The sequence below is a fragment of the Kribbella koreensis genome (assembly GCF_039525325.1).
GTDB lineage: Bacteria > Actinomycetota > Actinomycetes > Propionibacteriales > Kribbellaceae > Kribbella > Kribbella koreensis.
This window is the reverse complement of the sequence record NZ_BAAAHK010000007.1, coordinates 448,067-468,352: the sequence shown is the minus strand read 5'-3', so window position 1 is coordinate 468,352 and position 20,286 is coordinate 448,067. Positions and strand designations below refer to the sequence as shown.

General features: G+C 68.3%; 20 protein-coding genes. 11 read left to right on the top strand and 9 right to left on the bottom strand.

Annotation, left to right across the window (positions count from 1 at the left end; all coding sequences use genetic code 11):
• Window positions 1–8 precede the first annotated feature (8 nt).
• The 4 genes from ABD116_RS16140 to ABD116_RS16125 form a co-directional block, all read right to left on the bottom strand.
• A complete protein-coding gene (locus tag ABD116_RS16140; protein WP_343969882.1) occupies window positions 9–1,349 on the bottom strand; it encodes a UDP-glucose dehydrogenase family protein in 1,341 nt (446 codons plus the stop codon).
• Between the two features lie 79 nt (window positions 1,350–1,428).
• Window positions 1,429–2,691 (bottom strand): hypothetical protein, encoded by a 1,263-nt coding sequence (locus ABD116_RS16135; RefSeq protein ID WP_343969879.1) that lies wholly within the window; start codon window positions 2,689–2,691, stop codon window positions 1,429–1,431.
• A complete protein-coding gene (locus ABD116_RS16130; protein ID WP_343969876.1) occupies window positions 2,688–4,730 on the bottom strand; it encodes a right-handed parallel beta-helix repeat-containing protein in 2,043 nt (680 codons plus the stop codon). Before ABD116_RS16130 ends, ABD116_RS16135 begins: the two co-directional genes overlap by 4 nt.
• The gene (locus ABD116_RS16125; protein ID WP_343969873.1) at window positions 4,727–6,058 is read right to left on the bottom strand and encodes a glycosyltransferase; all 1,332 of its coding nucleotides are present in this window, start codon (window positions 6,056–6,058) and stop codon (window positions 4,727–4,729) included. Before ABD116_RS16125 ends, ABD116_RS16130 begins: the two co-directional genes overlap by 4 nt.
• A gap of 519 nt (window positions 6,059–6,577) precedes the next feature.
• Between ABD116_RS16125 and ABD116_RS16120 the strand changes: the two genes are divergently transcribed.
• The 6 genes from ABD116_RS16120 to ABD116_RS16095 all read left to right on the top strand — a co-directional run bounded on the left by ABD116_RS16120 (window position 6,578) and on the right by ABD116_RS16095 (window position 10,902).
• Entirely contained in the window at window positions 6,578–7,573 is a 996-nt protein-coding gene (locus ABD116_RS16120) for an OmpA family protein (protein ID WP_343969870.1), read from the top strand.
• A 135-nt stretch (window positions 7,574–7,708) separates the two neighbouring features.
• Window positions 7,709–8,191 carry a TlpA family protein disulfide reductase gene (locus ABD116_RS16115; protein ID WP_343969868.1) on the top strand — a complete coding sequence of 161 codons (483 nt, stop codon included), beginning with the start codon at window positions 7,709–7,711 and terminating at the stop codon, window positions 8,189–8,191.
• Between the two features lie 43 nt (window positions 8,192–8,234).
• A complete protein-coding gene (locus ABD116_RS16110; protein WP_343969865.1) occupies window positions 8,235–9,011 on the top strand; it encodes an RDD family protein in 777 nt (258 codons plus the stop codon).
• A gap of 276 nt (window positions 9,012–9,287) precedes the next feature.
• Window positions 9,288–9,743, top strand: a complete 456-nt coding sequence (locus tag ABD116_RS16105) for a DUF4395 domain-containing protein (protein WP_343969862.1) — start codon at window positions 9,288–9,290, stop codon at window positions 9,741–9,743.
• A gap of 12 nt (window positions 9,744–9,755) precedes the next feature.
• Window positions 9,756–10,604 (top strand): sulfurtransferase, encoded by an 849-nt coding sequence (locus ABD116_RS16100; RefSeq protein ID WP_343969859.1) that lies wholly within the window; start codon window positions 9,756–9,758, stop codon window positions 10,602–10,604.
• A gap of 1 nt (window position 10,605) precedes the next feature.
• Entirely contained in the window at window positions 10,606–10,902 is a 297-nt protein-coding gene (locus ABD116_RS16095; protein ID WP_343969856.1) for a DUF1416 domain-containing protein, read from the top strand.
• Window positions 10,903–10,964: 62 nt separating this feature from the next.
• On the opposite strand, the gene ABD116_RS16090 is transcribed toward ABD116_RS16095, so the two are convergent.
• Complete coding sequence (locus ABD116_RS16090; RefSeq protein ID WP_343969853.1) at window positions 10,965–11,732, bottom strand: LamG-like jellyroll fold domain-containing protein; 768 nt, start codon at window positions 11,730–11,732, stop codon at window positions 10,965–10,967.
• Window positions 11,733–12,014: 282 nt separating this feature from the next.
• Here ABD116_RS16090 and ABD116_RS16085 point away from each other — a divergent pair, with 282 nt between their 5' ends.
• Entirely contained in the window at window positions 12,015–13,241 is a 1,227-nt protein-coding gene (locus ABD116_RS16085; protein ID WP_343969850.1) for a choice-of-anchor P family protein, read from the top strand.
• A 120-nt stretch (window positions 13,242–13,361) separates the two neighbouring features.
• Here ABD116_RS16085 and dtd read toward each other — a convergent pair whose 3' ends face one another.
• On the bottom strand, window positions 13,362–13,787 hold the full coding sequence (dtd, locus tag ABD116_RS16080) for a D-aminoacyl-tRNA deacylase (RefSeq protein ID WP_343969847.1): 426 nt from the start codon (window positions 13,785–13,787) through the stop codon (window positions 13,362–13,364).
• A 28-nt stretch (window positions 13,788–13,815) separates the two neighbouring features.
• Between dtd and ABD116_RS16075 the strand changes: the two genes are divergently transcribed.
• Together ABD116_RS16075 and ABD116_RS16070 are read left to right on the top strand one after the other, a co-directional pair.
• Entirely contained in the window at window positions 13,816–14,625 is an 810-nt protein-coding gene (locus tag ABD116_RS16075; RefSeq protein ID WP_343969845.1) for a hypothetical protein, read from the top strand.
• Window positions 14,626–14,706: 81 nt separating this feature from the next.
• Entirely contained in the window at window positions 14,707–15,537 is an 831-nt protein-coding gene (locus ABD116_RS16070) for a beta-keto acid cleavage family enzyme (RefSeq protein WP_343969842.1), read from the top strand.
• Here ABD116_RS16070 and ABD116_RS16065 read toward each other — a convergent pair.
• Window positions 15,474–16,148 carry a hypothetical protein gene (locus ABD116_RS16065; protein ID WP_343969839.1) on the bottom strand — a complete coding sequence of 225 codons (675 nt, stop codon included), beginning with the start codon at window positions 16,146–16,148 and terminating at the stop codon, window positions 15,474–15,476. The genes ABD116_RS16070 and ABD116_RS16065 overlap by 64 nt on opposite strands.
• Complete coding sequence (locus tag ABD116_RS16060; RefSeq protein WP_343969836.1) at window positions 16,145–17,347, bottom strand: molybdopterin-dependent oxidoreductase; 1,203 nt, start codon at window positions 17,345–17,347, stop codon at window positions 16,145–16,147. The genes ABD116_RS16065 and ABD116_RS16060 overlap by 4 nt, the downstream gene beginning before the upstream one ends.
• A 347-nt stretch (window positions 17,348–17,694) precedes the next feature.
• On the opposite strand from ABD116_RS16060, the gene ABD116_RS16055 reads away from it, so the two are divergent.
• The gene (locus ABD116_RS16055) at window positions 17,695–18,258 is read left to right on the top strand and encodes a hypothetical protein (protein WP_343969833.1); all 564 of its coding nucleotides are present in this window, start codon (window positions 17,695–17,697) and stop codon (window positions 18,256–18,258) included.
• Window positions 18,258–19,784 carry a hypothetical protein gene (locus ABD116_RS16050; RefSeq protein WP_343969830.1) on the top strand — a complete coding sequence of 509 codons (1,527 nt, stop codon included), beginning with the start codon at window positions 18,258–18,260 and terminating at the stop codon, window positions 19,782–19,784. The genes ABD116_RS16055 and ABD116_RS16050 overlap by 1 nt, the downstream gene beginning before the upstream one ends.
• Window positions 19,785–19,913: 129 nt before the next feature.
• On the opposite strand, the gene ABD116_RS16045 is transcribed toward ABD116_RS16050, so the two are convergent.
• Window positions 19,914–20,276, bottom strand: coding sequence for a DsrE family protein (locus tag ABD116_RS16045; protein WP_343969827.1), 363 nt, complete (start codon window positions 20,274–20,276; stop codon window positions 19,914–19,916).
• Between the last annotated feature and the right edge of the window lie 10 nt (window positions 20,277–20,286).

The window sequence follows — 20,286 nt, the reverse complement described above, 5'->3', positions numbered from 1 at the left end:
CGGGACGATCAGGCCGCGGGGTCGACGGCGCGGCCGAGAGCCCGGTAGTCCCAGGAGGCCGCGCGCCAGGCGACCGGGTCGAGGGCGTGCCGGCCGTCCACGATCGCCCGGACGGCGACGATCTCGCCGAGCCACTCGGGATCGATGTCGCGGAACTGGTCCCATTCGGTCAGCAGCGCCACGACCTGTGCGCCTTCGGCCGCCTCTGCGACACCTGTGGCGTAGTGCAGGTCCGGGTACGCCTTACGCGCGTTCTCCATCGCCTGCGGGTCGTACACCCGAACGATCGCGCCTTCGGCCTGCAAGAGCCGGGCCACGTCCAGTGCCGGGGCGTCGCGGATGTCGTCCGAGTCCGGCTTGAACGCCGCGCCCAGCGCGCAGATCGTCACGCCGGCCAGCGATCCGCCTGCCTGCGAACGGATCAGGTCGACCGTGCGCTGCCGCCGCCGCTGGTTGATCGCGTCGACCTCGCGCAGGAACGAGACGGCCTGGCCGACACCGAGCTCCTCGGTGCGGTGGATGAAGGCGCGGATGTCCTTCGGCAGACACCCGCCACCGAACCCGAGGCCTGGACGCAGGAACCGCCCGCCGATCCGCGGGTCGAAGGACAATGCCGCGGCCAGCTGCTGCACGTCGGCCCCGGTCGTCTCGCACACCTCGGCCATCGCGTTGATGAACGAGATCTTCGTGGCCAGGAAGGAGTTCGCGGACACCTTGACCAGCTCCGCCGTCGGCAGATCCGTCACCACGACCGGTACTTCGGCCTCCAGCAGCGGCGCGAAAGCCGCCTGCAGTTGCTCCAGCGCCCAGTCGGACGCGACCCCGAAGACGAGCCGGTCCGGACGCATCGTGTCCTCGACGGCGAAGCCCTCGCGCAGGAACTCGGGATTCCAGGCCAGCTCGACCTGGTCACCGGCCGGCGCGGTCGACTGGAGCAGCTGGGTCAGCCGCGCGGCGGTACCGACCGGGACGGTCGACTTGCCGACCACCAGCGCACGCCGGGTGAGGTGCTTGGCCAGGTCGGTCACCACCGCGTCGACGTACGTCATGTCGGCGGCCGGCGAGTCCTTCATCTGCGGCGTACCGACGCAGACGAAGTGCACGTCGCCGAACTCGGCCGCCTCGGCGATGTCGGTGCCGAACCGGAGCCGGCCGGTCTCCAGTGCCTTGCTGAGCATCTCGGGCAGGCCGGGCTCGTAGAACGGGACCCGGCCGTCGGCCAGCGCCGCGATCTTGGCCTCGTCGGTGTCGATGCCGAGGACCTCGTACCCCAGGACGGCCATGCAGATCGCGTGGGTGGCGCCCAGGTATCCGGTGCCCAGAACGGTGATGCGTGGCTTGGCAGCCATCAGAACCCCCCAAAGGTTCGCAGGTGGAAGCTGTCCGTCCGGCTTGTGGTCGGGCGGACGATCAGGTGGTGCCGGCGGGTCATTTGCAGGGAATGTTGCTGAGGCCCTCGCCGGCCGCGGTGAACTTGTTGTCGCAGGCAACGATATTTCCGGCGGGCTGGCGCAGCGCGAAGGCCAGGCCGGGTCCGTCGACGGTGGCGATGTTGCCGGTGAACAGGTTGTGGTCTCCCCAGCCCTTCAGGATCTGGTGGGTCTGGAAGCCGTCCAGCGGCGACTTCGTCCCACTGTTGCCCTTGATCAGCCAATTGTTGCCCTTGACATCCACCCAGGAGTCGCCGCCCGTCAGCGCCGAGCCGTCGAAGGTGTTGCCCTCGACCAGCCCCCCGGTGGTGCCTTCCTTGATGTCGACCGCCTCCGCGGTGGTCTGCGACATCTTGTTGCCCTTGACCACGTTGCGGTCACTGCGGTCCGGCCGGCAGTTGTTCGTCGTGCACCAGTTGGAGACCGCGGAGCCGATGTAGACCCCTTCGCCGAACTTGTCCCGGCGCTGACCCGTCTTGGAGATGGTGTTGTTCAGGACGACGTTGTCCGTGCTGTCGGCGCGCAGGTGGATCGCCTCGTCACCGATGTCGTGCACGGTCAGACCCTGCACGACCGAGCCGACGGTGGTGTCGGCCATCACACCCTTCTGACCGTTCGTGACGGTGAACCCCACCAGCCGCCAGTACTTGGCCTTGTTCAGGTGGAAGACGTATCCACCCTTGATGCCGTCGCCGTCCAGTACCGCGCCCGCTCCGCCGCACAGCCAGATCGGCTGTGCCGCGGTACCGGAGGCCTGGGCGACGAACTTCCCGGTGTACGTGCCGTCCTCGAGAGCGATGCTGGTCCCGGGGGCGGCCTTCGACAGGGCTTCTTCGAGGCTCTTCGTGTCCTGCACCGTGACGGTGGCCTCGGGGCAGGTGACCGGCGACGAGTTCGGCAGCGGTCCTTGGCCTGCGGCCGCCGCGTTGGCGATCACCGGCGCGTCCTCTGGCTTCTTCTTGCTGGAGCCGTCGCCCTCGTCCGGAGATTCGCTCTCGGTCGGCTCCGTCGTGGGCGTGCTGCTCGCCGGGTCGCTCGGCTCGTCGGTGATGTCCGGGATGCTCGGCTCCGGCGGTACCACCGGGATCGACGGCCCGACGGTCGGCAAGGGGGCTGATGTGTGGTCGTCCGGCCAGGCGGCGGCCACGATGCCGCCACCGACCAGCAGGACTGCCCCGGCCGCACTGCCGGCGATGATCAGCTCACGCCGGGACAGCTTGTTCAGCCTGGTCAGTTCGAGCAGCCGGCTCAGCCGGGTCATCTGGCTCCCAAGTGGTTGTTGTTGTCGCCGGCGACCGGGACCGTGCCGGCCGGCAGGGTCCTTCCGTCGGTCACCGGGCGCTTGTCGGCGTACGGGTGGACGACCTGCCGGATCCGGCGCGAGCCCCGGGCGGCGGTGAAGATCAGCAGCGCGGCGAGGAAGATCCACATCGCGGTCAGCGGCTGCAGGAACCGCTTCAGGGTGACCACGAATGGCGTGGTGTCGTGCCAGTTGTCCTCGTCGTTCTTCCAGCGGTGCATGTTGACGTCGGCGGCCCGCTTGGTGTCGATCGCGCTCGGGCCGCGGCCGCTGATGGTGTTCTCGGTGACCTTGGTCTGGCTGACCGAGCCGACCAGCGAGATCGCGTGCGAGTCGGCGTCCGACATCGTGTTGCGCTGCACCGTGGCGGCCGAGTCGCGCAGGTACACGCTGGTGTTGCCGCCGCTGATGATGTTGCCGGTGACAACGGACTTGGTGACGCCGTCGCGGATCGCGATGCCCTGGCGGATCGGCTCGGTGACCCGGTTGCCGACCACCGAGACGTCCTCGGCGCCGCCGCGGACCACGACGCCCATGTCGTTGCCCTGCAGGTCGTTGGCATTGACGCCGATGTTGGTGCCGCCGATCACCTCGACGCCGTACCGGGCGTTGTCGATCAGCTTGCTGTTGGACACGGTGTTGTTGCCGTAGCTGCCCAGGCTGGAGCCGGTCGCGCTCGGGCCGTCGGCCAGCGGCAGACCCGACATGGTCAGGCCGTTGCGGTGGTTGCGGCTGGCCTCGATCTCGGACAGCACGATGCCGGTCGTCGCCCGCGACAGCACGAAGCCGTCACCGGCGTTGCCGTCGGCGGTGCTGGAGTCGATCACCGCGTTGGTGACGTAGCGGTGCATCACGATGCCGTCGACCAGGCTGTCGTCGAAGTGGCTGTCGCGGATGTCGAGACCGTTGGCGCTGGCCGCGAACAGGCCGAACGCGTTCCGCTTGATCGTGGTGTTCTGGATCAGCGCGGACACGTAGCTGTACTCCGGGTCCGCGATGTCCACCTCGGGCAGCGGCAGCTTGCCGGCCGGCAGCACCTGGCTGAGGCTGTTCTTACCCGCGCCGTTGAGCCCGTCGGTGGTGCTGGTGGTCTTGCCCTTGCCGGCGTCCTTCTCGGCCTGGCGTTCCTTGGCCGCGCGCTTGCCGACCCGCATCGTCTCGCCGAGCTTGTCCAGCGAGCCGCTGTTCGGCCGGTCGGTGCCGGTCAGCGACAGGCCGCCGGTCCGGCCGCTCCAGAAGCCGAGGTCGGACAGTTCGGCGTACCGGAAGCGGACCTGGCCGCCCAGCGAGCGGATGTAGGCGCGGCCGTCGTTGGTGAGGGTGTCCGGGCCGTCGGTGTCGCGGTTCCAGCTGGAGATCCGGACCGGGCGGCCGTTGACGCCCTGGACGTTCAGCACGCCGCCGTAGTTGACGATCGAGACGAACCCCTTGTCGTCGCTGGCCAGTCGCAGCGTCAGACCACCGGACGAGGCCAGGTTCAGCGTCGCGCCGTTCTGGATCACCACGTGCTCGGACAGCAGGTAGCCGCCGTCGGGCTGCCGGATGAAGGTCTGCGGGGCGAGCCCGAGCAGGTCCTTGATCGTGTACACCTCACGCCGCGGCGTCAGGACCAGCGTGTACGCCGATCCGGTCGCGATCCGGTACGGCGAATTGAGTGAGGTCTTGCTCCACCGGGCCAGCGAGTCGACCGTGCGCACCTCGACCAGCCGGCGGTCCTCGTCGGCGACGTACGCCGCTTCGGCCTCCGGGTCACCCGGGTAGGGCAGCCGGTCGATCGTCTTCTCGTCCTTGGACTCACCCGGCGTCGTCGGCTGGGTGGCGTCCGGCGGCTGCGGCTTCGGGGTGGTGCTCGGGGTGGTCGCGCTGGGCTTCGGCGTCGGCGACGCGTTGGGAGAGCCGGACGCGGTGGTCTGCAGCAGGACGAACCCGGCGATGCCGAGCACCCCGACCACGGCAACGGCCCGCAGGCCCTTGCGGCTCTTCTTCTTCGGCTCGGTCATGAGGCCGGCTCCGTCTGCAGCTCGCCGTTGTGGTGGTTCAGCTCAGCGGACGCGTGCTTGGGCCGGTTCGCCTCGTTGTTGAGGGCCGGCTGCAGCTGGCTCGTGCCGGCGGTGTTCTGGTTCTGCCGGATCAGCGACGCCGCGTCCTGGCCCTCGCCGCCGATGGTGTCCTCGGACCGGGTCAGCCAGCCCTGCTTGTTCATCGTCACGAACGCGTACAGCTTGATCGGCAGCGCGATCAGGATGACGGTGACGGCGATCAGTGGCAGCAGGACGATCTCGCCCGGATGTCTGCGTAGGTGGGAGAAACCGCGGATGCCGCGGGCGATCGTCATCCAGACCGCGGCCAGGGTGAAGCTCTGCCAGGTCCAGTCCAGCCGGCTGAAGACCATGTAGCCGATGGTGATGCCCATCGTGACCGGGGTCAGCAGGATCTGCAGCACGGTCACCTTGGTCACCAGCGGCACCCGCCACAGCCAGCCCTTGTAGACCGCGGTCAGGTAGCAGCGGTACGAGTTGCGGCTCCAGCGGATCCGCTGCTTGGCGAAGGCGCGGAAGGTGGCCGGGAACATCGACAGGGCCTTGGCCGACGACTGGTGCACGGTCTTGTAGCCCGACGCGAGGACCAGCCAGGTGAGCCGGCCGTCGTCGCCGGCGATGCAGCGCCGGCCGAGGAAGAACTCGTTCTCCAGGTTCTCCAGTACCGGCAGCACGACACTGCGCCGGTACGCGCCGGTGCGACCCGAGACGCAGGCGACCGCGCCGGCCGCGCCCATTGCGGGGACGTAGTCGTAGTACCGGAGGTTGACCAGCCAGTTGGCGACCCGGCGCCAGACGCTGGTGGTGCGCTCGTGCACGTTCTGCTGGGTGCTGACCGCGCCGACCTCGGGGTCGATGAACGGGCGCTGCACGGCCTTCAGCAGGCCGGGCTCCCAGCTGGTGTCGGAGTCGACCAGCAGCAGCACGTCGTAGTTGGCGGCGCGGATCCCGACGCCCAGCGCGGACCGCTTGCCGGCGTGCTTGAACAGGATCGGGTTGATCCGCGGGTCGTCGAGCGCTACCAGCCGCTCGTAGGCCTCGGTGTCCGCGACGTCCAGCACGATGATGATCTCGTCCGGATTCTGGTGCCGCCAGGTCTCCAGGCAGCGCATCAGGATATCGGGATCCTCATGGAAAGAAGGAACCACCACCGACGTGGTGGTGGTGAAATCGTTCTCGATCGGTCTGGCCAGCCGGGACAGAAAGAAGCGGTAAAGCCAAAGCAGCCACACCACAATTCCGGCGGCTGCCAACGGGACCAGATTCCGCCATTGCGAAAGATCGTCCATCGACAATGAGAAATGTGTAATGCGGTCCCAGACGTCAGCCAGACTCATTCGGCTCATGGGCGTAGTCGGCACAATCATCCTTAATCCCCCCACCGCGCGAAGCGGTCGAATTTCACCCTGCACCCCACCCCAGGGTCGGGTGACACCTCGGCCGAGCCTCACGTCGGCCGTCCTGCGGGCGACTGCGGACAGTAACCAACCTGTTCGCGGCCTCCGTCGAAAGTAGTCGCCACCGCCGAGATCGTCAACGCGGTGCGGCCAGTTTTGAAACTAGTCGCCGGCATCGGCCGGCGCCGCCGACTTCGGGATCGTTCACGAAAGATTAATCGCTGGGTAACATATGTCCCGGTGGCATTTCCGCCGGTTCCGGCCGCGTGCAAGACTTGGCCAATGCGGAATACGTCACGGCTGGTGACTTGTTGTTTACTCGCGATTGCGACGGCGACCTCCGCGGCCGCGTGCAGTGACTCCGAAAAGCCGTCCTCGGCGGGCTCGGTCCCGCCGTCCGGACCGCCCTCGGTGAGCGCTCCGCCGACCCCCGGCACGCCGTCGACGACGAGTCCGGCACCGACGCCCGCCGCTGATCCGGAGTGCGCCCCAGGCGCCGGCCGGACCGTCCGGAAGTTGCCGGCGGTCACTGTGCCCGAGGTGGTCGTCGCCCCGCTGACCTACGACGACAACGGCACCCAGAAGACCGCGGTCGAGGGTTTCACGGTCCCGGCGCAGCTCATCGACGCGGGCTGCGTGATCCAGTACGACGCTCCCGGCGGCTGCCTCGGCGCGGTCAAGATCACCGGCGCGACGATCCCGCCGGTGACGATTCCAGGCAGCGTGCTGGCCGGGAGTCAGCAGGAGTTCCCCGGGGTGACCGTGGCCGGCAAGGCGGTACCGGCCGTGACGTCGCCGCAGATCTGCCAGGTCGAGAACAAGGGCGTGCTGCCCACGGTGACCCGCAAGGGCGTGGTACGGCGTGGGGTGTCCCGGAACGGGGCCGCCCGGCCGGGCGGGTTCGTGAAGGGCGAGGGGTCCGTCCCCGACCTGCGGATCCAGACCGTGAAGGTGCCCGAGGTCAGGCTGCCCGATGTGGATGTCGATCCGGCCCGGCTCGAATCCCGCAAACTGCCGGGCCAGGAGAAGGTCGACGTCTTCACCGGCGAGGGCAAGGTCTCCTACGTCGCTCCCGGTGACGTTCTGTTCGACACCGACAAGGCCACGATCCGTCCGGATGCGGCCAAGGCGCTGCATGCGATCGCGGTGAAGATCAAGGGAGAACATCCGGACGCGAAGCTGCGGGTCGAGGGGCACACCGACGACCGCGGCGACGCGACGTACGGGCTGCGACTGTCCGAGCGGCGCGCGCAGGCGGTCGCGCAGTACCTGATCAGGACCGAGCACTTCGCCGCCGCGCGGATCACCACCAAAGGTTTCGGGGAGACCGCTCCGGCGGTTCCGAACACCTCGGACGCCAATCGGCAGAAAAACCGCCGAGTGGTCATCACGGTGGCCTCCAGGTAAGGCTTACCTGGCAATTACCTAGGGTGTGCAACACTCGTTTGAAACATAGTTTGGAATAGTTCTTTTCAGTCCGGTTCGGTCCACTGGCTGAACGACTGGTTGAGCGTAATCAGGACCGACGTAGTCTGGATTGTCATGAGCCCCGGGATCATCGTGCTGGTCAGCGCCGTCGCCCTCGGCGTCGTACTGAGCGTGCTGAAGTCCCGGTTCGACGGCCGGTTCCGCGGCACTCGCGCGGTCCGGGTGGCAGGTGAGAAGGAAGCAGTGGACGACACGACCTCGGCAGCGGACCCAGCGGACCGGGTCTCGGCCACGGACCTCGGGACCGGGCTCGGCGACCGGGCCACCATGCTCCAGTTCTCGTCGGCCTTCTGCGCGCCGTGCCGGGCCACCCGGCGGACGCTCGTCGAGGTCGAGGCGATGGTCCCCGGCGTGAAGCACGTCGAGCTGGACGCGGAGTCGCACCTCGAGCTGGTCCGCCGGCTCGACATCATGCGCACGCCGACCGTGCTGGTGCTCGACGCGACCGGCGCGATCGTCACCCGCGCCAGCGGCCAGCCCCGCAAGGCGGACGTGATCGCCGCCCTCGGCACCGCAGTGGACGCCGCGAGTCACTAGCCCCAATTGGCGGCTTGGCCCAGCAGTACGTGATGCTTTGGCGATGAGCTTCCCGGCCGGCTGGTACGACGATCCGCAGGACCCGACCCAGCAGCGGTACTGGGACGGCGGGTTCTGGACGGACTACCGCCGGCCCCGTGAGGGACCGCCGCCGTACCAGGGCCAGTTCGGCCAGCCCGCTTCGGGAGAAGAGACCGGCCAGCAGGGCTTCGGGCCTGGGCTCGGGCAGCCGGGGATGGGACGGCAGGGGTACGGACCGCAGGGCCATGCCCAGCAGGGGTTCGGCTACGGGCCGCGGGTGCCGTCGACGCCGGACGGTCAGGAGCTCGCCGGCTGGTGGAAGCGGGTGGCCGCGCGGATCATCGACTCGATCATCGTGTTCGTGATCAGCCTGCCGTTCACCGGCTACTTCTACTACCGCTACATCCAGGCGATCAACGACAGCGACCTGTTCGCGACGCCGGCCGCGGGGACGACGCCGACCTTCGAACTGCCGGTGGAGATCTATCAGTGGGTCATCCCGGCCTCGATCCTCGGCCTGCTGGTCGAGCTCGCCTACTCCTATTTCTTCCTGACCCGCACCGGCGCCACACCTGGCAAGAAGGCGCTGGGGCTCAGCGTGCGGCTGCGCGCGGTCCCCGGTCCGCCGCCCGGGATGACCGTGCTCAAGCGCTGGGCCAGCACCAGCGTGTTCGGCTTCATCTGCGGCTGCCTGAGCCTGGTGGACGTGCTCTTCCCGCTCTGGGACGACAAGAAGCAGGCGTTGCACGACAAGATCGCGGATACCAACGTGGTGGTCGGGCCGCAGCAGCGCCGGTGAGTCCGATCAGCATGTGATCAGTTGTCTCACCAGGTGGGACCATTGCTGGCGGTCACGGATCGTTTCCGTACTCTCGGAGGCGTGGAGTACACGACATGGCTGACCAAGCGCAGGGCAGTGGACAACTGCCGCATGCGCTCGTCCCTGTGTCGTACCCACTGACCAGGCGGCGTCCCGAGCGCTCCGGAACCGGTAGCTGAGCACGGTTCCCAGTACGTCGCCTCCCGCAGCCCCGGGCGGGTCCGGCTCGAACCACCTCCTTCTCCGGGAGTCGTCATGTCCACTCCGGCGGCACAACAACAGCCCCAGGTCGACCCGCGCGGACTCCGGTTCGCCGCCGGGCTGACCACGGCCGTGCTGGCGCTGACCCTGATCCTGAACAACCCCTGGCCACTCGTGGTGCAGGCGGTCGTGTTCGCGATCTCGGTCGTCTGGGGAGTCCAGGCGTCGCCGTACGGGCAGTTGTTCAAGCGGCTCGTCCGGCCCAGGATCGGTCCGCCCGAGGAACTGGAGGACGCGGCGCCGCCGCGGTTCGCGCAACTGGTCGGGCTGGTCTTCGCCGTCCTCGGCCTGATCGGCTACTTCGCCGGCGTCGAGGTGCTGGGCGTGGTCGCCACCGGGTTCGCCCTGGTCGCCGCGTTCGTCAACGCCGCCGTCGGGCTCTGCCTCGGCTGCGAGGCCTACTTGCTGATCCACCGCATTCGTACGCCATCCACCGCTACTACCACTTAGGAGCAGCATTCAATGAGCAGGGAATCCGCTCTCGTCTCGGCCGACTGGGTCGAGGAGCACAAGAGTGACGCGAACGTCGTCCTCATCGAGGTCGACGAGGACGTTTCGGCGTACGACGGCGGCCACATCGCCGGTGCGATCAAGCTGGACTGGAAGGACGACCTCCAGGACCAGGTCCGCCGCGACTTCGTCAACCAGGAGCAGTTCTCCGCGCTGCTGTCCGAGCGGGGCGTCAAGAACGACGACACCGTCGTGCTCTACGGCGGCAACAACAACTGGTTCGCGGCCTACGCGTACTGGTACTTCAAGCTCTACGGCCACGGTGACGTCCGGCTGCTCGACGGTGGCCGCAAGCGCTGGGAGCTGGACAGCCGCGAGCTGACCGACGAGGTCGTCAAGCGCGAGGCCACGGAGTACCAGGCGAAGGAGCCGAACCTGGAGATCCGCGCCTTCCGCGACGAGGTCAAGGACGCCATCGGCGTCAAGAACCTGGTCGACGTGCGCAGCCCCGACGAGTACGCCGGCCGGCTGCTCGCCCCGGCCCACCTGCCGCAGGAGCAGGCCCAGCGTGCGGGCCACATCCCGACCGCGGTCAGCATCCCGTGGAGCAAGACCGCCAACGACGACGGCACCTTCCGCGTCGACGAGGAGCTGAAGACCCTGTACGCCGACGCCGGCGTGGACTTCGGCAAGGACACCATCGCGTACTGCCGGATCGGCGAGCGCTCGGCGCACAGCTGGTTCGTGCTGCACGAGATCCTCGGCCAGGAGAACGTCAAGAACTACGACGGTTCGTGGACCGAGTGGGGTTCGCTGGTCGGCGTACCGGTCGCGCTCGGCGACGAGCCAGGGAAGGCCTGACATGTGCGGAGCGAAGAAGGGCGGCCTTGACCTCAAGGGCGTCGACGTGGACAAGGAAGCCGTGATCCAGGGCCAGGTACTGCGCGGCGAGGAGCCGGTCGGCGGCGCCTACGTGCGGTTGCTGGACGCAACTGGTGAGTTCACGGCCGAGGTCCCGACCTCAGCTACCGGGCACTTCCGCTTCTTCGCGGCCCCCGGCACCTGGACCCTCCGGACGCTGGCCCCCAAGGCCGACCCGGTCGACCGCCAGGTGGTTGCCCAGTACGGCGAGGTGGCCGAGGTCGCCGTCGCCGTCTGACCTGCTATTTTGCTGACCCCGAAGGGCCCGTTTGCTTGCGCGACGGGCCCTTCGGCTCGCCCTCAGGGCTGCGGGTAGGCCAGATAGTCGTTGTAGAACACGTCGTCGAGGGTGCCGTGGTACTGGTCGTTGTTGCTGCCCACGCTCTTGGCGCCGAGCGTCACCGGGAGTCCGGCCGGGCTGATCGTGTACGCCGCTGTGCCGAGGTCGGCATGGCCGGTCTTGTTGCTGTCGACATAGATCTGGAGCTCGGTCGGGGTGCGCTGGCAGGTGATCTTGTGCCAGTTGCCATCGGCAACCGACACGGTCGAGTTGGCAACCTTCGCGTTCACGCCACCCGGCTCCACGACGACACAGCTCGGCGCGCCTTTCGGGAAGCCGGTGTGTGGCGGGTCGATCTGCAGCTTCCACTGGGACGTGTTCCACAGGCCCTTCTGGAGCAGGTTCGAGCCGAGGGTGTCCGAAAGCTCGGGCAGTGAGACCTTGGTCCAGACGCCGTAGCTGAAGACCGCCGTCCCCGGATCGAGATCCGCGGCGGCCGGGGTGGTGATGATTGCCTCCGGGCACGGTGCCGTGGTGCACATCGCCGGGAACTTCACGGCTTGTCCGATACCATCCCGACCCGGGGTCACCGCGGTGACCTGACCGCCGTTCGACGTCGCCACCGTGCCGGTATGGCCATGACTGCTGTCGTCCACCACCGTCGTGACCACCGCGCTCGCGCTGTCGAAGCGCCAGCGCAGCCGTTGTGACGCCGCCATCGCCGGCCCGGCCGTCGCTGCCACCAGCGCGAGTGCGGCCAGCCCCACCAATGCTTTTGTTCGCAACATGGTTCCCCCTCGTTGCTGTTGTCGGATCTTCCGGACGCTAGCAATGGGGACGGGTTCTGGCTGCGGTGTGGAGCTGCAACTAGCTGCAATATCAGGGAGTTGGGGTGGTGTGGATCTCATGGCGTGGGGTTACGCGCAAGATCTCGATTCTCACGGGGTGGGTGATCAGGTAACGGTTTGATCTCGACGGCGAAGTTTTCGTTACCTACCGCAACCGGTTGAGTTGTGTCTGTGTCCTGGCCCGCTCACTAGGGTCACGTCATCACTCAGGGAGGAGGGGTCATGAGACCCCGCATCGGATACAAGAAGCTCGCTGCCGTCGGAGTTGCGGCGGTTGTCGGCGTAGCTTCGACGATCGCGCTGACCTCGGGTTCGGCGTCCGCCGCGCCGGTGTTTGGCTACAGCGGTTACTCGTTCGGTACCGGCATCGAGGCCGGCATCGTCCAGCACGGCCCGAACGTCGTCGCGCAGTTCAGCTGCACCACGGACTCGAGCGCGAAAGACCGCAACGATCTCGCCACCGCGAACGTGAACAACCAGGCGATCGCGCAGACCGTCACCACCGACACCCACGCGTTCAACGACGCCAAGGGCAACGGCGTGACCAGCAACGCGACCGCCGCCGACATCAAGGTCGGCAACCTGCTGCACCTGGTCGGCGCCAAGACCACCACCACGTCGGTCTACAAGAACGGCCAGCTGTCCTACACGGGCAACACCACCTTCGCCGCGGTGAAGATCGCCGGCGTCGTGGTTCCGTCGCTGGTGAAGCCGAGCCCGAACTTCAAGGTCGCCATCCCGGGCCTGGGCTACATCGTGCTGAACCGCGTGGGCGGCGTGAAGACCAGCGCCGGCATCTACTCGTACGCGCAGGCCGTCGTGCTGCACGCGAACGTGAAGAACAAGTACATCCCCGAGGGTGTCGACGTCGCGGTCCTGAAGACCCGCGCCGAGATCACCAAGCCGGCCACGGCGATGGTGATGGGTGACGCGTACGGCTCGACCGTGCAGGTCGACAAGCTGGTCAAGTCGGGCAAGACCTCCTACCAGGCCACCTGCCAGGGCACGGAAGGAAAGACGATCAAGAACTCGATCGCCGGGATCGAGATCCCGAAGGTCGCCTCCGTGGGTGCCATCTACACCACGAAGAACGGTTACATGGGCGCCGAGAAGTCGGCCGTCAACTTCACCTCGCACATCGCCGGCGTCCGCGTCGGCAGCCTGCGGGTCGGTGCGATCGAGTCGTCGGCTTCCGCCTGGAAGACCAAGGACGGCAAGGTCGGCATCCACTCCTCCTCGAGCGTCGCCTCGATCCAGGTCGGCAACAAGACCTACCAGGTCGCGACCGGCCCGAACGCAGTCCTGGACATCCCCGGTGTCGCCAAGCTGACCTTCAACCAGGTCGTGCGTCAGAGCCGGTACGTGTCCGTCAACGCCCTGGTGATCGACGTCTACAGCTTGAACACCAAGGTTGTCCTCGGCCACTCGGCCGCCGGTGTGATCGGCTGATCCAGCCACCACATCACCACCTCGCTGAGCCGAACCTCACCGATTCAGCCAGGTAGCTCCATCAGGACCCCCGGGTCCGGATCCTCGAGATCCGGCCGGGGGTTCTGTCTTGTCCCGGGGTCAGGCGTCGAGGATCAGGGTGACCGGGCCGTCGTTGACCAGGGAGACCTGCATGTCGGCGCCGAAACGGCCGCGCTCGACCTTGGCGCCGAGGGCCTCCAGGGCGGCGCAGAACGAGTCGTACAAGGGTTCCGAGACGGGACCGGGTGCGGCCGCGCTCCACGACGGGCGGCGGCCCTTGCGCGTATCGGCGTACAGGGTGAACTGGCTGATGGCGAGGATCGGCGCCTGCTCGTCGGCGCAGGAGCGCTCGTCGTGCAGGATCCGCAGGGTCCAGATCTTCGCGGCCAGCGCGGCGGCCTTCTCGGGGGTGTCGTCGTGGGTGACGCCGAGCAGGACCAGCAGTCCGGGCTGGTCGATCGCGCCGACCACCTCGCCCTCGATGCTGACCGATGCCTGGCTGACTCGCTGCACTACTGCTCTCATGCCCCCAATTCTCTGTCACGCTCAACTCATGCGCCGCCTGCTGCGATGGGTGTTCCTCGTCGGCCCCTGTCGCCTGTACGTCCTCGGCGAGGCGGGTGGCGGCGTCGTACCCATTGCGGCGATCGCGGCGATGGCTGCCTTCGCGGCGTTGAGTGGCGGTGTCGGTGCTCTCGTCGCTGCCGTCGCAGGCAGCTCGGTCGGGGATGGGTTCTTCAGCTGGGCCCTTGGTGGGCTGCTCGTTCTGCTGGGCTGGCTGGTCTACAGCCTGCTGCTGTATGTGGTGCTGTGGATCGCCGGCCGGTCGCCGATGGTGGTTGCTGGGCTCGATGACGGTGTGAGCCATGCGCGGCATGCTGCCGATGCGGGGGACACGCACTGGCGGCGTCGCGGGCAGGATCCGTTGGTGCCGTTGAGCCTGGCCGGGTTCTTTTTGCTGATGGTCGGCTTTCTGCTGGTCGGGTCGACAGTGACGGCGGTGCAGGAGCGTAAGTACGGCGGGGAGAAGGTGGTCGTCGCCGGGGAGGTGCTCCGGTACGACGATGGGCCGCACGGGTTCGGCAAGCGGCACCTGGTGACGCGGTATCCGGTGGGCGACGAGCTGATCACCGGGGAGGTGCTGGCCGACGATCTCGACCTGGATTCCGACGTACCGCGTCCTGGGCAGCAGGTGGAGGTCGAGTATCTGGTGGCGGATCCGCATCGGGTTCGGCCGGCTGGGGCGGCCAAGCGGGCGGCTGACGATGTCGCACAGGATCGGCTCGTCAGTGGGATCTGTGGTGGGTTGGCGGTGCTCTGCGGGGGTGCCTGGCTGGTCGGCAGGCAGCGTCGCCGGGGGTGAGATGGCGGGAGAATGTCCGGTTTTCGGGGTGCGGCACGGGGGAATATCCCGTCTGGGGCCGGGATCTGGCACGATTCGTTCATGACGTCGACGTTGATCACCGTTGCTCCCACTGGTGCCGAGACCGCCAAGGCGGACTGCCCGGCGCTGCCGACCACGCTTGATGAGCTGGTTGAGACGGCCAAGCGGTGCGAGGCGGCGGGGGCCGCGATGATCCACATCCACATCCGCGACTCCGAGCACCGGCCGACGCTGGATCTGGGTCGGCTGACCGAGACGGTGACCGCGGTCCGGGAGAACACGGCGCTGATCGTTCAGTTGTCAACCGGTGGTGCCGTGACGGACCCGTTCGACCACCGGCTGCGGGTGCTCGACGCGGCGCCGGACTCGTGTTCGCTGACGATGGGGACGGTCAACTTCGGCGACGACGTCTTCATGAACCCGTGGCCGTTCGTCACGGAGCTGTACCAGCTCACGCAGGAGCGCGAGGTGGTACCGGAGTTCGAGCTGTTCGACCTCGGACAGGTGGCGGCGCTGGGACGGCTGCTGGACAAGTACGGGCTGCCGTATGGCGGCAAGGTGCACTGTGACCTGGTGATGGGCGTCCCGGGTGGAATGCCCGGTACCACGGACGCACTGGTTGCCGCGGTCAACGGTCTCCCGGCGGGCGTCACGTCCTGGTCGGCCACCGGCGTCGGCCGTACGACGCTGCCGGTCGCGCTGGCCGCGCTGTCGAAGGGTGGCCACCTCAGGGTCGGCATGGAAGACACGCTCACGCTCGCCAAGGGCCAGCCGGTCACCCACAACGCCGAACTGGTCGAGCGCGCCGCCACCATCGCGGCGCTGGCTCAACGCCCGCCGATGTCGCCCGACGAGGCCCGCCACCTCCTGAACATCAAGCCCCGCCCCTGAATCACTGCGATCACCACGCCCACGGCGACAATGGTTGCTTCTAGCAACAGCCAGTCCCTGAGATAGTCCCGCGGCAACACCGTCGGATTGACCCCTTTCCCTTGCCTGATCAACAAGGGAATCGCGATCATCGTCGTCACTGCGACATACAGCAACGTCGCCCGCACAACCCCAACAACCCGATGCCGCCCCGGCCCCATCGACCACCGGGTCAGCAACCACCCGGCGGCCACCGTCGACGGCACTAGCAAGAAGTCGTCGGTCACCACCGCACCCCCGAGCCACAACGGCAAACGCACCAACGCGCTTGTGCTGACGGCCTGCAGCAAGAGCCGCAAACCCCAGAGCCCCAACCCGACACCCGCCGCGCCGAGCAAGCCGCGCGCTACGCGCGCGGCAGCTGAGGAGGCGGCGCCGGCCTCGGTGGTGCTGGGTGGCGTGCGATGCGGGCCGCCTGTCGCCAGGGCGTCGTCCGGGCTGGTGCCTGCTGGGGTGTCGCCCGGAGCGGCTTCGCCTTCGACTGGCAGCGGGGGCGCAGCTGCACCGGCTTCGGTGGAGGTGTGTTGCGGGGCTGCCGTCGGATCGGTGGTTGGTTGGTTGTCTTCTTTCACTGGAGGACCTCCAGGCGGTGGACCCATTTGGTTTGGAGGACGCCGGGGCGGTTGGGGGCGATGATTCGGGCGGGGTAGCCGTGGTCCAGGGCCAAGGGGGCGCCGTTCAGGCGTAGGGCCAGGAGGGTCAGGGGGTCTTGGGCGAAGTTGGGTGGGAGTTCGGTGGTGGCGTAGAAGCCGCCCTTCTCCATGGAGATGACTCTGAGGTGGGCGTTGGGTGGGGCGTCGCAGAGGGACAGGAGGTCTCGGATGCGGATGCCTTCCCAGTGGGCGCCTTGGCTCCAGCCTTCTACGCAGGCGATCGGGAGGGCTGAGTGGGATTGGGGGAGGGCTTGGAGTTCGGCCAGGGAGTAGGAGAGAGGGGTTGGGGCTTTGATGGTGAAGCGCCAGGTGGCGTCGACGGGTTGTACGCCGGCGGCTTCGGCGGTTCGGTTGACGGGCAGGCCTTGGGGGCCGATGTTGGGTTTGCGGGGGGAGAGGACGGCGATCGGGCCGAAAGCGGGGACCGATTGGCCGATCGAGGCGATGCCGACGAGGGAGGCGGCGCCGGCGACGGTACGGAAGAGGCCGCGGCGGGTCAGGCCGGTGATTGCCGGCGGCAACGAGTCGGCCGGCGGTACCGGCGTACGGGCGGGGTCGTGGGGTAGCGACGTGCGGTCGGCTGGGGTGCGGCGCCAGTTCGCGAGGATGAGGGGGAGTTTGACGGCTAGGTGGACGAGCAGGGCGCCGATGATGATCCATGCCAGGGCGTAGTGCGTTTCCTTGAAGGGGAACGGCCACGGGTACCACTGGAGCGTGTTGAGGAAGCCGATGAAGAGTTCCAGCGCCAGCGCCGACACGAGGACGAGGATCGAGCCGCGTTCGAGGACCGTACCGAGTGCTTTGCGGCTCGGCGGCCAGGGGAGCTTGGCGAACAGCTTCGGGTAGACCGTCCAGAGCTTCGCCAGCAGCAGCGGGACGGAGACGATTCCGCTGAGCACATGCAGGCCCTGCGTCACGCGGTACAGCGAAGCCGGCCGGCTGGGGATGACGAGCCAGCCCGGCGTCGCCTGCTGGAAATGGCTGAACAGACCGGTCAGGAAGCAGATCGTGATCGCGACCCCGAGCCAGCGCCCGAGCACGGTGGCCGTGCGCGGATGGTGCAACGGCGACGGGAACGATTCCTCGGTCGGTGGCTGCGGCAACTTCATGCTTCTCATCAGAGCGCAGAATTCGCCCACCCGGCGCCCGCCTCCGGTTACTGCTCGCGAACGCCCGCCCGGTACGCCGTACCGCCGCTTACGGCTCGCGAACGCTCGACCGCATTCCCCCACGCTCCTCCCGCCGCCTCCGCCCCGGACCGCCATGCATGCATAAGTCGCGGTCGGACGGGGCTGCACCGCTTGAGTGAGCACTCAGAGCGCGACATGTGCGTGCCCGGCGCTCCGCTCGTGCGCGGATCAACACCTCGTGCGGGGCCGGTATCCACAGGTTCGGGGTTGCGTCCGAGCGGGATGGCACCTCATCGCTTTAGGCTGGGCAGGTTCGAGCGAAGGGAGCGGGACAGGTGAGGACGCAGCAGCGGTCGTCGGACGATGACGAGCGCGCTCTGGCCGATCTTGCGGAGGTGTCCGACTGGAAGCGCGTCTGGGGACCACCCGAGACCGGGCTGGACGCGATCCGCACGCTGGTGTCGCGCGTCACCGCCGCTACCGGATGGCGCCCTTGGGCTCCGGGCAACATCGACCCGAACCGCTATACCTGGGGTCTGGTGACTCCGCGCCGGACCGTGATGCTGGTGCTGCCCGATGCGGTACTGCCGGACAGCCCGCGCGGTGGCTGGTCGGCGTACGAGATCGGTGCTGATGAGGTCCGCGCGGCTGAGGACGGCCTCGACGACCGGTGGCCCGACCAGCTCGAACTGGCCCGGCGGCACTGGGGGCAGCCGGTCTTCGTCGGACCGGGGACCGATCCGCGGATTCCGCTGGAATGGCGTGACCGGCGCCGCCATCTGGCAGTCTGGCTGCGGCCTGGCGCCGAGATGCACCTGTACGCGACCCAGCCCCAGGCCGACCCGGCGGGGACCAGCGCCGGCTTCGGGTACTCCGTCTATGCGAGCGAGGTGGCCTGATGGCGTCGATCGAAGAAGAGATGCTCCGGGATGTCTACCAGGTGTTCCGGAAGATCGCTGCCAAGCATCTGCGCAAGCGCAGTCCGAGTCTGTCGCAGCGGCTGCAGCAGGCGCGGGCGCAGGAGCGGGCGCTCGCGGCGATGCGCGAGCAGGAGCTGCGTTCGCTGATCGAGGACCTGCAGAACGAGCGGCGGAACAATCCTGAGTTCGCGAACGAGCTGGATCGGTTGCCGGACGACCAGCGGACGCAGATGGTCGAGGAGCAGGCGCGCTGGCAGCAGGCGCAGCGGGACCGGATGGACCGCGACCCGAACCTGACGCCGGAGGACATCCAGCGTGAGGTGGAGGAGGGGCGCGACGTCGACGGGAACGGGCTCGACGATCGGGAGGATCGCGAGCGGGAGGCGGAGGACTTCGACCGGAACGTCGTCGATCGCGACCAGAACGGGGAGGTCGACGCGGTCGAGCAGCGTGAGGAGCAGCGGGCTGAGCGCGACGCCGAGCAGGCGCGAGAGCGTGAGCAGGAGCGGAACGCGGAACAGCGCGAGACGGAAGAGGCACGCGGCGGCGATGTCGTGCCGGCGGCCGCTGCGGCTGGAGCCACTGCGGTCGTTGCCGAGGAGGTCGCTGAGGAGCTGCAGGAAGAGCGTCGCGAGCAGGAGCTCGAAGACCAGCAGGAAGCCGAGGCGCTGAATGACGACGGTACGGCGCCTGAGGTGATCGGTGAGACCGAGGCTGAGCGCGAGGCCCGGCAGGCTGAGCCGGAGGTCGCTCAGGATGACCGTCTGCTCGATGAGGACGGTGCGGCGCCCGCAGTCATCGGCGAGGATGCCCAGCAGGTCCAGCAGGAGCAGGTCCAGGAGCAGGAGCAGGAGCGGGACGAGCGGATCCTCGATGAGGACGGTGCGGCGCCTGCGGTGATTGGTGAGGATGCGCAGCAGGCTGGGCTCGAGCAGCAGGAGCAGGACGATCGGGTCCTCGACGAGGACGGTGCTGCTCCGGCGGTGATCGGGGAGGACGCGCAGCAGGTCCGGGAGGAGCAGGACGAGCGGATCCCGGATGAGGATGGCGCGGCGCCTGCGGTGATCGGGAAGGACGCTCAGCAGCCTGGGGTTGAGCAGGACGGGACTGAGCGGGAGCGGCGGGAGGAGCAGGTTCAGCAGGGGGAGGCTGGGCCTCAGCCGGGGCTGAAGACCGGCGGAGATCAGGCTGCGGCGGCAGATCAGGAGGCGCAGAACGAGCAGCGCGGGCCGGATTACGTCGAGACCACGCTGGAGCAGGCGCGCTCGGAGCAGAACGGGCAGGGTGGCCAGGGCGAGCAGAACGGTCGGCCGGGGATGTCGCAGGAAGAGATGGACAAGCTGCGAGGACTCCAAGGTGGGCAAGCCGACGCCGCCGAGGCGACCCGCCCCCGCACCGGAGAGCCCGTAGAGGTTGGTGCAGGCGGCAAGAACCCGGGTGCTCGCGCAGCCGAACTCCGCGCCGACAAGGGCAGCCGCCGCGACGGCCCAGGCGTAGGCGAGTAGTCAGCCAGAGCGGCCGGCGGGCGAGCCGCCCCCGGCCTACCGGCCACGCGAGCTGTCCCCGCGCCTTGGGACCGGCCGCCCTTGCGTGCTGGCTGGGCAGCGGTGTCGGCGCTTACCGGCGTACGGGGGCTAGTAGACGATTGCTTGGGTGTTGTCGGTGAGGATTTCTTCGGTGAAGGCGGGGGCGCCGGCTATGCGGGTGTTGGGGAGTAGGTCGGCCTCGGTGAGGTCTCGGCGTTTGGCGCATTGGGTGCAGACCGTGAGCTGACCGCCGGAGAGGACGGCGGCCAGTAGGTCGGCGGCGGGGGCGGCGTGCGGGAGGTCGAAGGCCTCGGCTCGGCCGGGGACGGCGAACCAGACGGCCTCTCCGGTGAGCCAGAGAGAGACTTGGGCGCCTGAGGCGACGGCCGTGGCTGCGACGGTCAGGGCCTGGTTGGCGCGCTCGGGTTCTTCGGCGCCTGCGGTCAGCTTGATCACCAGCGTGCGGGACATCACGCCACCG

What these genes read in the sequence shown, in the direction of transcription:
- ABD116_RS16140 (WP_343969882.1), bottom strand. Translation starts at nt 1,349, where the DNA reads ATGGCTGCCAAGCCACGCATCACCGTTCTGGGCACCGGATACCTGGGC.
- ABD116_RS16135 (WP_343969879.1), bottom strand. Translation starts at nt 2,691, where the DNA reads ATGACCCGGCTGAGCCGGCTGCTCGAACTGACCAGGCTGAACAAGCTG.
- ABD116_RS16130 (WP_343969876.1), bottom strand. Translation starts at nt 4,730, where the DNA reads ATGACCGAGCCGAAGAAGAAGAGCCGCAAGGGCCTGCGGGCCGTTGCC.
- ABD116_RS16125 (WP_343969873.1), bottom strand. Translation starts at nt 6,058, where the DNA reads ATGGACGATCTTTCGCAATGGCGGAATCTGGTCCCGTTGGCAGCCGCC.
- ABD116_RS16115 (WP_343969868.1), top strand. Translation starts at nt 7,709, where the DNA reads ATGAGCCCCGGGATCATCGTGCTGGTCAGCGCCGTCGCCCTCGGCGTC.
- ABD116_RS16110 (WP_343969865.1), top strand. Translation starts at nt 8,235, where the DNA reads ATGAGCTTCCCGGCCGGCTGGTACGACGATCCGCAGGACCCGACCCAG.
- ABD116_RS16105 (WP_343969862.1), top strand. Translation starts at nt 9,288, where the DNA reads ATGTCCACTCCGGCGGCACAACAACAGCCCCAGGTCGACCCGCGCGGA.
- ABD116_RS16100 (WP_343969859.1), top strand. Translation starts at nt 9,756, where the DNA reads ATGAGCAGGGAATCCGCTCTCGTCTCGGCCGACTGGGTCGAGGAGCAC.
- ABD116_RS16095 (WP_343969856.1), top strand. Translation starts at nt 10,606, where the DNA reads ATGTGCGGAGCGAAGAAGGGCGGCCTTGACCTCAAGGGCGTCGACGTG.
- ABD116_RS16090 (WP_343969853.1), bottom strand. Translation starts at nt 11,732, where the DNA reads ATGTTGCGAACAAAAGCATTGGTGGGGCTGGCCGCACTCGCGCTGGTG.
- ABD116_RS16085 (WP_343969850.1), top strand. Translation starts at nt 12,015, where the DNA reads ATGAGACCCCGCATCGGATACAAGAAGCTCGCTGCCGTCGGAGTTGCG.
- dtd (WP_343969847.1), bottom strand. Translation starts at nt 13,787, where the DNA reads ATGAGAGCAGTAGTGCAGCGAGTCAGCCAGGCATCGGTCAGCATCGAG.
- ABD116_RS16075 (WP_343969845.1), top strand. Translation starts at nt 13,816, where the DNA reads ATGCGCCGCCTGCTGCGATGGGTGTTCCTCGTCGGCCCCTGTCGCCTG.
- ABD116_RS16070 (WP_343969842.1), top strand. Translation starts at nt 14,707, where the DNA reads ATGACGTCGACGTTGATCACCGTTGCTCCCACTGGTGCCGAGACCGCC.
- ABD116_RS16060 (WP_343969836.1), bottom strand. Translation starts at nt 17,347, where the DNA reads ATGAGAAGCATGAAGTTGCCGCAGCCACCGACCGAGGAATCGTTCCCG.
- ABD116_RS16050 (WP_343969830.1), top strand. Translation starts at nt 18,258, where the DNA reads ATGGCGTCGATCGAAGAAGAGATGCTCCGGGATGTCTACCAGGTGTTC.
- ABD116_RS16045 (WP_343969827.1), bottom strand. Translation starts at nt 20,276, where the DNA reads ATGTCCCGCACGCTGGTGATCAAGCTGACCGCAGGCGCCGAAGAACCC.